The organism is Ensifer sp. Root1252 (assembly GCF_001425885.1).
GTDB lineage: Bacteria > Pseudomonadota > Alphaproteobacteria > Rhizobiales > Rhizobiaceae > Ensifer > Ensifer canadensis.
In genome coordinates this window covers 535,837-551,006 of record NZ_LMDT01000023.1, presented here as the reverse complement: position 1 = coordinate 551,006, position 15,170 = coordinate 535,837, and the positions used below count along the sequence as shown (strand labels likewise).

Below are 15,170 nucleotides of genomic sequence, written 5' to 3'. Positions count from 1 at the left end.
TGAAACCTTCCAATCCATGCAGTAAAAATAGACCGACGGTCGGTTTGTTTCAAGGGTGAACACACCTTGCCTATCGTGGGCCTCGTCGAACACATTTCAAACCGTGCTAAGGCGGAGTTCTCGGAGCACTTATGGCTAGAATAAAGAAATCGCCCGAGGTCCGATCGAAGGAGCTGATCGATTGCGCCGAACGGCTGTTCTTTCAGCATGGATACGAGGATACGACGGTCAACGACGTCATCCGTGAGGCCGATGTCTCGAAGGGTGCTTTCTATCACTACTTCGTTTCGAAGGAGGCGCTCCTCGAGGCGGTCGCGACCCGACTGGCGAAGAGGAATCTCGAGGAACTGCAGCTCCTCGCCGAAGACCCTTCGCTTGATGCCGTTGGACAGTTGAATGCGCTTTTCGCCGGCTCGCGGCGACTAAAACTTGAAATGGCGCCGCAGCTGAAGAATACCTTCAACGCCCTGTTCAAGCCGGAAAACGTCGTGCTGTATCACCGCATCGACGAGGCTCTCCAGGCAGCCAGTCTGCCAATTATCACGGAGATACTGCGGCGCGGTCATGCGCAGGGAGCGCTGGACGCACCTGATCCGGAAACTGCCGCGATGATGCTTCTGCAATTGCGATTGAGCGTCGCCAAGATGATGCACAAGGCGTTGCAACTTTCGGAGGCCGGTGACCTCGACGGGGCAGCGGCGATGCTGGACAGCTGGATGCGAACCTATGGCACCGCGATCGAGCGTTTTTTGAAGCTTCCGGAGGGGTCGATCGAGGTAACGGAACCCGGCTTTGCGCGCACCTTCCTGCAAGCCTGACCCGTCGGCCTGGCGGTATGCGGGCAAGATTGACGGCGGCCGAAAAGATTTCTTGAATGGTTTGTCGAATTCCGGATCAGCCGTTCGTCTATGCAGTGAAGGCGCGTGCGGTGACCAACCGGAAGGAACGACGATCATGAAATTGATTACCATGACGAATGTCTCCCTTGATGGAGTCATCCAAGGGCTCGGCTCGACGAGGTCTGTCGCGGTGGCTTCGAGCGCGGCGGATGGATTGCGCCGCTCTTCGACGAAGAGGCGGGGGCCGCATTGGGCCAGATCTACGCGCGCGCCGACGCGTTTCTGTTCGGCCGGTGGACGTACGAGGTCTTTGCCGGCTCCTGGGGAGCGGCCAAGGAGATCCCGCGTGACAACCCCGTCGCACTCGCCTTGAACACGCGGCCCAAATACGTGGCATCGAATACGCTCAGGAACCCGAAATGGGCGAATACCACTGTCCTTCCGGGCGACCTCGTGACCGCGATCCGAGACCTGAAAGCCAAGCCGGGCGGCGAGTTGCAAGTACATGGCGGCACCACGCTCATCCGCTGGTTGCTCGACAACGACCTGGTCGATGAGATCAACCTTTTTACCTACCCGCTGATCCTCCGCCAGGGTATGCGGCTCTTTCGCGAGACGGGCCCGGATAAGGCACTCGAACTGGTCGCATCACGGTCCACCGCCGGCGGGGTGATCATCCAAGCCTACCGTCCCACCGGGCGTCCGCAGTATCGAACGGCCACGATGGAATCGACGGAAGCAAAGAAGTAGACATCTTCACCTTGCTGGGGTGCTGTCACGAAGTCGTAGTCGAGGGTCGGCAGTTAGATGAGATCGACGCTCAGCGCCTCGATCATGTAGAACTCTTCGCCAAGGTCCGAGAGATCGCCGGCCAAGTTTCTGGCCGAGATGCGAACGCTGAACGAACCATGTTCAACTATCATTTTGAGCCGTCGCGGCGGTGAGCAGGCCGGCGACATGACCGATCACGTCCCTGCGGCGATCTCCCTGCAGATCTCCTCGAGTTTCAGCTGGGCCATGACGAGACGCTCGTGCGCGATATCCTGTGTCTTGCAAACGGTCACTCGAGCCTCAACCATCGTGCCGATCAACTCCATTGGATGAGCGCCGAGCGCCTCGCACATGAGAATAAGCATCGGCACGGAGATATTGCTCTTGCCATTCTCATATTTCTGGACTTGGTGGAGCGTGACGCCAAGCGCGGCGGCAAGCCTATCCCGCGAGAACCGGTGATCAAGCCGCACGGCCCGTAGGCGTTCGCCAAGTTCTTCCGCAAGCGCAGCTGTTGTGTTGACGCGTGTTGGCATGGCACTGCACCTCCAGCGACGAATGTCTGAATTGAGCGTGCTGTTGCGCACAATTCTCTGCAATCCGTCCATTTGCGGTACAATCCTCAAACGATCGGCTGCTGTGTGCGACTTGCGGTGAGCTGCTCTGACTGGGCATTCGTCAATAGTGGTAGGGCGGAGTGAGACCCGACGCTTCCAGCGCGCGCAATCGGTGAGCGTGGTGTCTTTCCGGATCAGGTGAATCCGTTGGAGAGATAGAGCGAGTTAGCGCCTCAGAAACGTTTCGAAATACAGCTACTAATTGAGGCCGTTAATGGCAGGCGCGTATCAGATCAGGCAAGGCTTTGTGATATCACCATCAGTGGCGTGGAGCGGACAGCTCGTCCCGATCAAGTTTCTGTGTCGCAATCAGCACTTCGAGGCGATTGCGGACATTTAACTTTTGCATGAGCGCAGTCATATGATTCTTAACGGTTTTTTCGCCAATCTTCAATTCCACGGCGATCTGGCGGTTGGTGCATCCCCGCGTCAGCATTGCGATGATTTGGCCTTCCCTGAGGCTGAACTTGACGGGTGGCCCGGCTGCGGCACGGAGCGACGCCATTCTGTGGTGTTCAATCAACTTGCAGGCGAGATCCCGGCTTATGAAGATTTCACCTCGTTGAACGGCCTTAACCGCATCAATGAGCTCCTGTGGACTGGTCCCCTTGACGACGTAGCCACTGGCGCCGGCCTTGAGCGCATTGACTGCGATGTCAGATTTCGACATGGCGCTGAACGCCAGGAACCTCGTCCTGCAACCCCGTTTCATCAGGTCCAGGATAGTATTGAAGATGTTGCCAGGCATCATAATGTCGACGATGAAAACATCCGGCGCTGCTTGTAGTCCGATCTCAAGTACTTCTTCGGCGGAAGACCCAGTCGCGACGACTACAAATTCTTCCTTGGATCTAAACAGATCTACAAGACCCGCGAGCATCAATGGATGATCATCGGCCAGAGCCAGCGCAATTGATCTCATATTTGATCTCCCACCCTCTGACGGGAGATATACGCCTGCGCCCATTTCCTGTCCATGCGCTTATGTAGGTAAGCCTAAATCTGTAGTGCCCCAACGGTCTGGAGCCGTCTGTTGGGCAAACCATCGCCTGAACCGTTTGACCTCCAGAACAGCAATGCTGCTGCGCGCTGTGATTAAGACCTTGGTCCCGGGGGTTAGGCGACCAATGTCATGCGCGCTTTAGGCACCAAAGTCTGAAAAATGACTGGACTTAGGCAACTGGCCAAGAGGCATCGGACCAGTTGATTATTAGCAAATTAGATAAAACGAATGTTTCTGTCGACGATGTGCGGGCAACACCCCGCGCAGCGGGACGATCGACGTCATCAATAATATTTCACCGGTCAGGCCAAGCCGCATTTGCCGGCTTTAAGGGGAGAGTAGAAATGGTTGCCTATATTCGTTCTGACCTCGATTTCATCTTGAAGCAGATCAAAATCGCAGAGGATCACGCGCTCTTCGAGCAGTCGGGTGGCACTCAGGGCAAGTCGCTGTTCGGCCCGAACGGTTCGATTCCAAGCTACAATGTTTCTTGGGGCCTGCGAACGGTTGACGGCACCTATAACAACCCGCTTCACCCGGAATGGGGTGCGGCCGACAATGAATTCCCAGAGCCTTTGGGTACCGATTTCCGCACAATCATGGTCGACCCCGACGGTCCCGGTCCGGCCCCGATGGTCCCCGTCACCTACCAGCCAGGCATCGACAATGACGGCCCCGGAACAGCCGGCCCCGGTGACGTGTTCGACCCCTATGTGCGTACCATTTCCAACCTGCTCGTCGACCAGACACTTGGCAATCCGTCGGCAATTTTGACCGGCCTGCAGAGGGCAGGCATCGTTCCTCCGGAACAGCAGATGGCCGTCACAGCAGCGATTTCGGCGGCCTATGCACCGCTGATCCCGCAGTTCAGAGCTGTCGCGACCGAAGAGCGCGAATATGCGGAAGCGGCGGCGGCGGCATCGGCCAGTCCCGGCAACGCAGCCTTGCAACAGGCGGCAGCCGATGCGCTTGCGGAACTGGACGCGGCACGCGCAGCACTTGATGCTGTCGACGATGGTCTGATGACTCTTCTCACAGACAACGGCATCGAACTTGAAGGCGCGAACGTCAAAATCACCAACCTGGCGCCGGACGAAGGCTTGTCGGCCTCATTCAACTCCTGGTTCACGCTCTTTGGCCAGTTCTTCGACCACGGTCTTGATCTTGTCGCCAAGGGCGGCAACGGCACCGTGTTCATACCGCTGATGCCCGACGACCCGCTTTATGTGCCAGGGGGTACGACCAACTTCATGGTGCTGACCCGCGCGACTTTGGCCGGGCCGGGCGCCGATGGTGTGATGGGGACCGCAGACGATACGGATCGTCCGGTCAACAACACGACCTCATTCGTCGACCAGAACCAGACCTATACCTCGCATCCCTCCCATCAGGTATTCCTGCGCCAATATGTGCTCAATGCGGATGGCGTTCCGGTTGCAACCGGACGGCTGATTGAAGGCGTCAATGGCGGGATGGCCACCTGGGCCGACGTCAAGGCCCAGGCAAGAACGATCCTCGGCATCGAATTGACCGACTTTCATGTCGGCAACCTGCCGCTACTGGCGACCGACGCCTATGGCAACTTCATCCCCAACCCGACAACGGGCTTCCCGCAGGTTGTCATGGCTGGGCCACCGCAGTCACTGCAATCGGGCACGCCAACCGATCCACTCAGCCTGTTTAATCTTGTCGCAGACGGTCCCGACGCCGATACGCTTCCCGATGTACAGCATCTGGCCGTGCGGACCGGTCACGCTTTCCTGGCCGACATCGCCCACAATGCGGTCCCTACGGGTCTTGCCGACGGCGATCTAGAAATCGGGCTCGGCAATCCGGACCAAACGCCGACCGATGGTCAGTATGACAACGAGTTGCTTGACGCCCACTTTATCGCCGGTGACGGCCGTGCAAACGAGAATATCGGCCTGACAGCCGTCCACCACGTCTTCCACTCCGAACACAATCGCCTGGTGCAGCACACCAAGGACGTGGTGTTGGCCGACGCCGCTGCCATGCTCACCAATGGTGCTTCGCAGGCGGAGGCGGTCGCATTTCTGAACGAATGGCTGGCTGTTGACGTCACGGAAGTTCCGGCAAGCGCAACTGGGCTCATCTGGGACGGCGAACGCCTGTTCCAGGCGGCCAAGTTCGGCACCGAAATGCAGTATCAGCATCTTGTTTTTGAAGAATTTGCACGCAAGATCCAGCCCAACATCAACGTGTTCCTGGTGCCGGACGGTTTCGACGTCACCATCGACCCGTCGATCGTGGCGGAATTCGCCCACGTGGTCTATCGCTTCGGTCACTCGATGTTGACTGAGTCCATCGACCGCTTCGACGAAAGCTTCAATGCCGACCATATCGGCTTGATCGAGGGCTTCCTCAATCCGATCCAGTTCAAGAACAATGGTACGGCCGGTGTGGTTGATGCCGATGTCGCCGCCGGCGCCATTATCCGTGGCATGACCCGGCAGGTGGGCAACGAGATCGACGAGTTCGTGACGAGCGCGCTTCGCAACAATCTCTTGGGGCTGCCGCTCGATCTGGCGACCATCAACCTGGCTCGCGGTCGTGACACGGGTGTGCCGACCTTGAATGAAGCGCGCGCTCAGTTCTATGCGGCGACCAACCAGGATGCCCTGCTCAAGCCCTATGAGAGCTGGGTCGACTTCGCTAGCCATCTCAAACACGAAGCCTCGATCATCAACTTCATCGCCGCCTACGGCACGCATCCGCTGATCACCGGCCAGACGACGATCGAAGGCAAGCGCGACGCCGCGATGACCCTGATCTTCAACCAGTCCTTCGGCGGACTGGCGGTACAGGCGAACGCCGAGGACTTTCTCAATGCCACCGGCGGCTTTGCCGGAGGATCGCTTGGTGGTCTCAACGATGTCGATCTATGGATCGGCGGCCTTGCCGAACAGATCATGCCCTTCGGCGGCATGCTCGGCTCGACCTTCAACTTCGTCTTCGAAACCCAGATGGAAAAACTGCAGAGCGGCGACCGCTTCTATTACCTGCAGCGTCTCGACGGCCTGCACCTCTTTGGCGAGATGGAGAACAACTCCTTCGCAGCCATGATCATGCGCAATACCGACGCGACGCACCTGCCGTCCGACGTCTTCTCGACACCCGGCCTCATTCTCGAGGTCGACCGGACAAAGCAGTATAATCCCGGTCTCGGCGAGACGGCCGGCGCAGACGGCATCATGGATGACAATCCCGGGACCGGCGTCGACGAAAGTGCCGACAATCTGGGCAATGACCCCCTCGGCGGTGGTATTCTCACACCACTCGTCCAACGCAACAACCCGGCGACACCGGGCGCGGATACCAATTATCTCAAATATACCGGCGGCGACCACGTGGTCCTTGGCGGCACCGAGCAGAACGATATCCTGATCGCCGGGATCGGTGACGACACCCTTTATGGCGACGGCGGCAATGACCGGCTGGAAGGTGGGTTCGGCAACGATATCATCAATGCCGGCGCAGGCGACGATATCATCGTCGACTCCGGCGGCGACGACAACATCAAGGCTGGTGCGGGCAATGACGTCGTCCATGCAGGACCCGGCCTCGACCTGGTCATGGGCAATGACGGCCAGGACTTCATCTTCCTCGGCACCGACATGGGATCGGAGGTCTTCGCCGGAACCGGCAACGACTTCATCTACGGCAACAAGAACGCCGAACGCATCCTCGGCAACGAAGGCAACGACTGGATCGAAACCGGTACATTTGACGGTGCGCCTGGCGATAACTTCGATGAAGTCTTTGCCCATGACGGCGTTGACGGACATGACGTGTTCCTCGGCGATGGCGGCTTTGACGAGTTCATCGGCGAGGGTGGCGACGACATCATGGTCGGCAGCGCCGGCCGCGGAAAAATGGTGGGCATGTCCGGCTTCGACTGGGCGACCTACAAGGACAACGCCCTTGGGGTAAATGCCGACCTGTCGATCCCGATCGTGTTCGACGAAGCTCCGGTGCTTCCAGAGAACGCTGCACTCGACGAGTACGAATCCATGGAAGGTCTCTCCGGGACGAGGTTCAACGACGTGTTGGCCGGCACCGAAGACGTGGCGGCCGATAGGGCGCCTCTGACCCAAGGCGGGACCACAGGGTATCTCGGGAGCGCGCTCGACGCTGAAGGTATCGCGCTTGTCAATGGCCTGCAGGCGTTGCTTGGCGCTGGCGTCACCTCCTTCGACGGCGGAGACATTATCCTCGGCGGCGACGGCAGCGACCGTATTATCGGCAACGCCGGTGACGACATCATCGACGGCGACAAATGGCTCGACGTACAGATCGGCGTCTATGCCGCCAACGATCCTGAACATACGGGCACGCCTGTTCTGCACAACAGCATGACGACGCTTGCCGCCGCCATGTTCAACGGCACCATCAATCCGGGCCAGCTGGCAATCGTGCGAACCATCCGCGATAGCAACGACCAAGCTGATAGCGATGGGATTGCAGATATCGACAGGGCGGTGTTCTCGGGTGCCCGTGCGGAATACGACATTGACTTTAATGTCGACGGTACGGTCACGGTGGCCCATGTCGGTGGCTTGGCGACCGACGGCACGGACACCATCCGCAACGTCGAAATCCTGGATTTCACCGACCAGGATATCTCACTGCAGGCGCCGACGCTGGATCTGCATGGCCCCTCGACCTCCACGGCGACAGCGACAGTCGCGCAGGCCTATCGCGATACGTTCACCGCAGCCACCTATACCAATAACAACGGCGCTTCGAACTGGGGAGGCCCATGGGTCGAAGATAACGATACCGGCGGCGCCACAGGGGGTGATGTCAGTGTCAGTCTCGCCGCTGGCAGACTGCAATTCATCGAAGGCACCGATGGCAATGAGACCCTTGCGCGTGCTGTCAATTTGACAGGCATTACCAGGGCGACGCTAAGCTTCAACTACGTCGCAGACGAACTGGATTTCGGCGAGAATGTCGTGGTCGAAGTTCGTAACACAACCAACGGCGGCTGGACTTCGCTTGGAACCGTCGGCGGCAATCAAACGAACGTCTTCACGGCACCAATCCCCCAAGGCTTGATCGGCGCGAATACTCAAATCCGCTTCAGAGCGGCGGGGACTTTCGAGGGTGGTGAAAACCTCTACATCGACAACGTCAATATCCAGACCGAGGTCGATACCATCACGCCTGTGCCTGGCGCGCCCGGCAATAACTACCAGACCAGCTATACCGAAAATGCCCCTGCCGTTGCCATTGCGCTTGGCCCTGTCATTACCGACGATGGTACGTCCCTGGCTTCTGCCCGGGTGGTTCTAACCAATGCCAGCGCCGGCGATGCCCTGACGGTGCAGGGCGGCTTGCCGGGAGGCATTACCGCAGCGGTAGACAATTCCGTTGCGGGTCAGATTACCCTGACGCTCTCCGGCACAACCTCGATTGCAAACTATCGCACGGCGATCCAGCAGGTGCGCTACGCCAACACCTCGGAGAACCCGAGCACGGCCGCCCGCAGCATTCAGGTCACCGTCAATGACGGGCTTTTGACCAGCGCAGTCGCGACCACGACCGTGACAGTGAACGCCATAAACGATGCTCCGTCCGTCAACACCGACACCGTCATCACCAACGTTGCGCAAGGGGTGAACTTCACCATCTCGCACGCTGCCCTGCTCGCCAACGATACCGACCCGGAAGGCGGTGCCCTTACGCTCACAGCCGTCAGCAGCCCGGATGGCGTCACTACTCCGGTGATCGGGGCGGGCATCCTCACCTTGAATGACACAGGCGGAGCAGGCGGCTCGTTCGTCTACACCGCTACCGATGGCGGCCTGACGGATACGGCCCAGGTCAACATCAACCGCGTGATCGGCAACATCACCGGCGGCGCGGCTGCTGAAATCATCATCGGCAATACCGCGGGAACGACGATCACCGGCGGTGGCGGCAATGACAATATCGATGCCGGCGACGGTGGAGACACGATCAACGGCGGCACCGGCAATGACATTATCGACGCAGGTACCGGCAACGACACCATCAACATGAGTTCCACCGAAGGGTTTGACCGTGTTGATGGCGACGCCGGCACCGACACCTTCCAGCTCACTGGCAATGGTGAAGCAGAAACGTTCCGTATCTATGCTAAGGCAGCTGCCATTGCCGCAGGGGTTCCTGTCACCGGAACGGATACCGAGATCGTCATCACCCGTACAGTCGGGCTGAACACCACTGTTATCGCCGAACTGGACAACATCGAAGAAATCACGGTCAACGCCTTCAATACGACCGCGAACAACGGCAACAACCCGAACCAGCCTGACGGCGGCGGCCCCATCGTTGGTGACACGATCCAGGTGTTCGGCGATTTCAATGCGCCGTTCACAAGCCTCAACTTCAGCACGATCACCATCGACGGCAACACCGGCGACGACACGGTCGACATAACTGGGCTCAGCTCCGAGCATCGGATCGTCTTCAGGTCCAATGGCGGTAACGACACGCTTGTCGGCCAACTGCGTCCCCAGGACGTGATCGAGCTCGGGGGCACGCTGACGGACTTCGTGACCACCGAGGCTAACGGCAACGTCACGGTCAGCAACGGCACGAACTCCGTCACGTTCAAGAAATACGAAGGCGGCGGACCGCAGATTACCGGGACGGACGACGATACCGGTGAAACGCCGAACACTCCTGCTCCGTCCGCTGGATCGCCGATCGCCGGCACAGCCAGTGCAGACGTCCTGCTTGGTACGGCAAATGCCGAAACGATCGTTGCCCTTGGGGGCAATGACACCGTCATCGGTGGCGAGGGTGCAGACGTCATCAGAGGTGATGACGGCAACGACTTCATCACGTCCGGTGGCGGCAACGACCTGGTCTTCGGCGGCGATGGCAACGACGACATTCTCGGCGGTGAGGGCAACGACATGCTCTACGGCGATGCCGGATCGGACCGTATCTTTGCCGATGCCGGCAATGACATGATCCAGACCGGTGCCGGCAGCGACTTCGTATCCGGGGGATCCGGCGACGATATCATTGTCGCCGCCAAGGATGATGGTGACGACATCTACTACGGCGATGCCGGCAACGACACTTTGGACATGTCGGCCATAACCGCCAATCTGACCGTTGATATCGGCTCCGGGTTCATGAACCAGGGGAGCGTGTCCAGCAGTCAGACCGGGCAGGATACCCTGTGGGGGATCGAAAATGTCGTGACCGGCTCGGGCAATGACACGATTGTCGCCAATGCCTTCGTCAACGTCATCGAAGGCGGAGCCGGCAACGATACGTTCCGGTTCCAGTCCGAAGCCAATGCTGATGGCGATACGATCACCAGCTTCCAGGCCGGTGACAAGATCGACCTCAGCGGTACCGATGCCAATAATGGGGTGGCGGGAAATCAATCCTTCACCCTGGTCTCGGGATCGAGCCTGAGTGGCCCGGCACAACTCGCCGTGACCCATGAAACCAGGGCCGATGGCGATTACACCGTCGTCTCGGGTAGCGTCGACAGTGACGGAGCCGCAGAGTTCCGCCTGAACCTCAAGGGGAACCACAACCTCACCGGTTCTGACTTCAACTTGTAACCAGCGTTTTCCGGCGCGCCGACCAAGGCGCGCCGGCCTTACTCCATCAAACGCGGATTGGTGAGTATCATGCGCAAGACCCCACTGACTGGCACGAAACGTAAGAACGCTGAGAAGCTTACGCAGAGATTTAAAGGAATATTCCTCTTTCTTTTCATCACCTCCGGAATAATCAACATTCTGGCGCTGACCGGCTCCTTCTACATGCTGCAGATCTACGACCGGGCTTTGACCAGCGGCAGCATCCCGACCCTGCTCGGGCTCTCGATCCTGGCGATCGGGCTCTATCTGTTCCAGGGGCTCTTCGACATCATCCGCTCACAGATACTGGTGCGCGTCGGCGCAAGGCTGGATGCAAAGATCGCCCCTCTGGCGCATGAAGTTGCGATCGACATGCCCCGTTTCGGCTTCTCCACGGCAGAGGCCCTCGAGCGCGGCCGCGACGTCGATACGGTCAGGGGATTTCTCGGCAGCCAGGGGCCGATCGCCTTTTTCGACCTTCCCTGGATGCCGCTCTACCTGATCTTCGTCTACATGCTGCATCCCTATCTCGGCGCCCTGACATTTGGCGGCGCCTTTGTCCTCACGATTCTCGCGATCCTGACCGAGGTGATGACGCGCAGATGGGCCGCCGCCACCCACAAGGCCGGTATTGAGCGAAATGCCATTGCCGATTCAAACACCCGCAATGCCGAGGTGTTGAAGGCCATGGGCTTTGCGCCGCGTGCGGTCAGCCGGTTCAATGTTGCCAACAAGGAGCACCTGGCGCTTCAAACCCGGACCAACGACATCAGCGGCACCTTTGGGGCGATCTCCCGGGTGCTTCGGATGGTGTTGCAGTCTGCGGTTCTGGGTCTGGGAGCGTGGCTGACGATCCAGGGGGAAATGTCTGCCGGCGCCATCATCGCTGCATCCGTTGCTTCGGCGCGTGCTCTTGCCCCGGTCGATCTTGCTGTCGGCAACTGGAAGAGTTTCGTCACGGCACGAACCGCCTTCGCTCGCCTCAAGGAAACGGTGGTCGCATTGACGAGTACCGTTGCGCCGATGGACCTTCCTGCGCCCGCTAAGAGCTTGAAGGTCGAAAAGCTCACGGTTGCAGCCCCCGGTTCCGGCCGGGTTCTTCTGAGCGATGTCAGTTTCGACATCGAAGCCGGACAGGTTCTGGGCATTATCGGTCCAAGCGGCGGCGGCAAGACAACACTTGCGCGCGCGCTGACCGGGATCTGGCCGCCGCTTCGCGGTGGTGTTCGATTGGATGATGCTGAGCTGACGCAATGGTCAGACAGCTGTCTCGGACAGCACATCGGATATCTCCCGCAGGACGTGGCACTCCTGGATGCCACGGTCGAGGAAAACATTTCCCGCCTTGATCCTGATGTCGACGCACGGGCAATCGTGGAAGCGGCACAAACCACCGGCATTCACGAAATGATCGTGCGTCTGCCGGACGGTTACCGTACGGCGCTCGGGCCTCAGGGGGCATCCCTGTCTGCCGGTCAGAGGCAGCGGATCGCGCTTGCACGGGCGTTGTACCGCAATCCGTTCATCGTCGTCATGGACGAGCCCAACTCCAATCTCGACGGCGAGGGCGAGTCCGCACTGACGCAGGCCATACAAGCCGTTCGCGCCCGCAATGGCATCGCCATTGTCATTGCCCATCGCCCGAGCGCGCTTACCGCCTGCGACCTGATTGCCGTGGTTCAAGGCGGCAAGCTGGTCGCGTTTGGGCCCAAGAACGAAATCCTGAAACCAGCCGCGATAGGGGACGCCGGTGGCCGACCCGCACTGCCCGCGCGCATGACGTCAAAGGTGTCGGAATGATCGAGGCGAAGGGAACAAAAACGGTCAAAGAGGAAGACCCGCACCAGCGCTACAGCCTGAAAAACGAGGAAGCGCCGTCAAGAGCACCGGCTGTTATCGCGATGTTTTTGACGGGCTTTGCGCTTTATCTGAAGAGCGCCTTCAGCACGGCGTCGGAGCCGGCGGAGGAGCAGCCTCCGCAAGCAAGGGAGCCGCAGGAAGATATGGCCCCCTTGCAGTTGGTGGCGGAGAACAAGCCGGAAGAAGTCAAGGAAGAGGAAGCGCCTGCCAAAAAGAAGGCTGGCGGCGCCATGCGAAACTACAGTAGCCAGAACGAAGAAATGGATGCCGTTGATATTCGATCGCCCTCATTCCGGCCGGATGATTTCTCGACCTCGATGTCTGAACGGTGGGAGCTGGAAAGCCCGTCGCCCGTCTTGAGGGCGTCGAACGACAATGTCGCGTCGGCGCCGTCTGTTGCCGGCTCTCCCGTCAAATCTTTCCCGGTAAAGGATGGGGAAGACGACAAGCCGGGTGGTGGTGATGACGATGACGATGATGACGACAACGAAGATAACGACCCCGTTAACCGCGCACCGCGCGTGAACGGCTCAGTCACGCTGAAGGATGTTTCCGGTTGTGCTGCGGTCGTCATCGGCCTTTCCGATCTATTGCGCGGTGCGTCCGACCCGGACGGCAACTTGCTTTCCGTCAGGGATATCACGGTGACATCCGGCACAATCACGAGGACCGCAGAAGGTTGGCTCTACGATTGGACCGAGCTTGGTCCGGTCACGATTACCTACCAGATCACAGATGGCCAGCTTTCGATTACCCAGACTGCGTATTTTTCCGTGGTCAGCGCCCCGCCGATTGTCGGGACCCTGGGTGACGATCTGCTGCTCGGCACCAATTGCAGCGATGCCATCGACGGCAGGGCAGGCGATGACAGCATCGATGCCCGCGGTGGTGCCGATACGGTGGATGGTGGCGACGGCAACGACAACATCGTCGCGGGCGGGGGCAACGACATCATTTTCGCAGGGATCGGAAACGATGTCGTCTTCGGCGGCACAGGCGACGATCAGATTCACGGCGGCAGCGGCAACGACCGTCTGTTTGGCGAGGAGGGGCGCGATATTCTGTCTGGGGACGAGGGAGACGACGCCCTGCATGGAGGCGCTGACGACGATCTGGCCTTCGGCGGCGACGGCAACGATTTGGTTGCCGGCGATGAAGGCAACGACGCCATCGACGGCGGCAGCGGCGACGATCGCCTGTCCGGCGGTAGCGGCAACGATACTCTGCTCGGGCAAGCGGGCAAGGATCATCTTGTCGGGGACGAAGGCGCGGATGTTCTGGTGGGGGGCGGCGACGAGGATATCGTCATGGGAGGTGCTGGTAACGACACGATTGCGGGCGAAGGGGATCTCGTCTCGGACCAATATGACGGCGGCGACGGTTTGGACACGCTCGATTATTCCAGCGTGTCACAATCAATCATCATCGATTTAGGCGAAGGCAACGCCGCCGGCGAAGAGATCGGCGAAGATACCATCTCGAATTTTGAGGTGGTCCTGACCGGTCAGGGGGATGACAGCGTGACCGCCAGCCTTGGGGCCGAGACAATCGCCACCGGAGCCGGCGACGATACGGTTAAAGATGCAGGAGGGGATCTTCTCCCCGATCTTTACGATGGCGGAGATGGCACCGACACGCTCGATTATTCCAGCTTGTCACGGTCGATCGAGATCGACCTCAGCGAAGGCCAAGCCTCGGGCGCAGAAATCGGCGAGGACACCGTCGCGAATTTCGAGGTGGTCCTGACCGGTCAAGGCGATGACAGCGTGATCGGCAGCGACAACGCCGAGACGATCGTCACGGGGGCCGGCAACGATACCATTCACGACGGAGCAGGCGCGGATGTCGTTTCGGCCGGAGCGGGAAACGATACCGTCATGGCCGCGGCGGACAGCGCCGATGACCATTATGATGGCCAATCGGGTCTGGACACCCTGGATTATTCTGCGGCAACGCAGGGGGTTGTCATCGACCTTGAGACCGGCATCGCGACCGGTGTCGATATCGGAACCGACATTGTCACGAGCTTTGAACAGATCGTGGGCAGCGCCCAGGCGGACGTCTTCCACGTCGGTCAAACCGCGTTGATCCTCGAGGGAGGCAGCGGCGATGACGTCTTCCGTTTCAATATGCCGGCGGGTTCATCGACCAGCGACGCCATCCATCACATCCTCGATTTCATGGTCGGGGACCGCATCGAGATGTCGAGGTATCAGATCTTCGAGGAGATCGTCGATAACCTCGAGGACCATTTCGAGGCTGTCTATGGCGAAGATGTCGATGAAGACGCGCTTCCCATCAGAATGCGGCATGAGGGGACAGAGGAACATGGCGTAACGCGGATCGAATTCGATACCAACAACGACCAGGAATACGAGGTGGCTGTCACTTTGAGCGGTCATCACATGTTGGTGGTCGTCGAGACCGCTCAAATATAATCCCGGGGGGAAAAACAAAATGCTCAAAT

Annotated in this window: 7 protein-coding genes; 5 read left to right on the top strand and 2 right to left on the bottom strand. The window is 59.3% G+C overall.

Annotation, left to right across the window (positions count from 1 at the left end):
- The first annotated feature begins 131 nt into the window (after positions 1-131).
- Positions 132-818 carry a TetR/AcrR family transcriptional regulator gene (locus ASD02_RS23650; RefSeq protein WP_057221159.1) on the top strand — a complete coding sequence of 229 codons (687 nt, stop codon included), beginning with the start codon at positions 132-134 and terminating at the stop codon, positions 816-818.
- A 270-nt stretch (positions 819-1,088) separates the two neighbouring features.
- Positions 1,089-1,589, top strand: coding sequence for a dihydrofolate reductase family protein (locus ASD02_RS23645; RefSeq protein ID WP_200951709.1), 501 nt, complete (start codon positions 1,089-1,091; stop codon positions 1,587-1,589).
- Positions 1,590-1,804: 215 nt separating this feature from the next.
- Here the strand turns inward: ASD02_RS23645 and ASD02_RS23640 are convergent, their stop codons facing one another.
- On the bottom strand, positions 1,805-2,146 hold the full coding sequence (locus ASD02_RS23640) for a helix-turn-helix transcriptional regulator (protein ID WP_057247459.1): 342 nt from the start codon (positions 2,144-2,146) through the stop codon (positions 1,805-1,807).
- Between the two features lie 340 nt (positions 2,147-2,486).
- Entirely contained in the window at positions 2,487-3,149 is a 663-nt protein-coding gene (locus ASD02_RS23635; protein ID WP_057221157.1) for a response regulator transcription factor, read from the bottom strand.
- Positions 3,150-3,574: 425 nt separating this feature from the next.
- Here ASD02_RS23635 and ASD02_RS23630 point away from each other — a divergent pair, with 425 nt between their 5' ends.
- From ASD02_RS23630 to ASD02_RS23620, 3 genes are all read left to right on the top strand, one after another.
- A complete protein-coding gene (locus ASD02_RS23630; RefSeq protein WP_057221156.1) occupies positions 3,575-10,822 on the top strand; it encodes a peroxidase family protein in 7,248 nt (2,415 codons plus the stop codon).
- 69 nt (positions 10,823-10,891) lie between these two features.
- Positions 10,892-12,643: a type I secretion system permease/ATPase gene (locus ASD02_RS23625; protein ID WP_057221155.1), complete on the top strand. Its 1,752-nt coding sequence runs from the start codon at positions 10,892-10,894 to the stop codon at positions 12,641-12,643.
- The gene (locus tag ASD02_RS23620) at positions 12,640-15,141 is read left to right on the top strand and encodes a cadherin-like domain-containing protein (RefSeq protein WP_057221154.1); all 2,502 of its coding nucleotides are present in this window, start codon (positions 12,640-12,642) and stop codon (positions 15,139-15,141) included. Before ASD02_RS23625 ends, ASD02_RS23620 begins: the two co-directional genes overlap by 4 nt.
- Positions 15,142-15,170 lie beyond the last annotated feature (29 nt).

What these genes read in the sequence shown, in the direction of transcription:
- ASD02_RS23650 (WP_057221159.1), top strand. Translation starts at nt 132, where the DNA reads ATGGCTAGAATAAAGAAATCGCCCGAGGTCCGATCGAAGGAGCTGATC.
- ASD02_RS23640 (WP_057247459.1), bottom strand. Translation starts at nt 2,146, where the DNA reads ATGCCAACACGCGTCAACACAACAGCTGCGCTTGCGGAAGAACTTGGC.
- ASD02_RS23635 (WP_057221157.1), bottom strand. Translation starts at nt 3,149, where the DNA reads ATGAGATCAATTGCGCTGGCTCTGGCCGATGATCATCCATTGATGCTC.
- ASD02_RS23630 (WP_057221156.1), top strand. Translation starts at nt 3,575, where the DNA reads ATGGTTGCCTATATTCGTTCTGACCTCGATTTCATCTTGAAGCAGATC.
- ASD02_RS23625 (WP_057221155.1), top strand. Translation starts at nt 10,892, where the DNA reads ATGCGCAAGACCCCACTGACTGGCACGAAACGTAAGAACGCTGAGAAG.
- ASD02_RS23620 (WP_057221154.1), top strand. Translation starts at nt 12,640, where the DNA reads ATGATCGAGGCGAAGGGAACAAAAACGGTCAAAGAGGAAGACCCGCAC.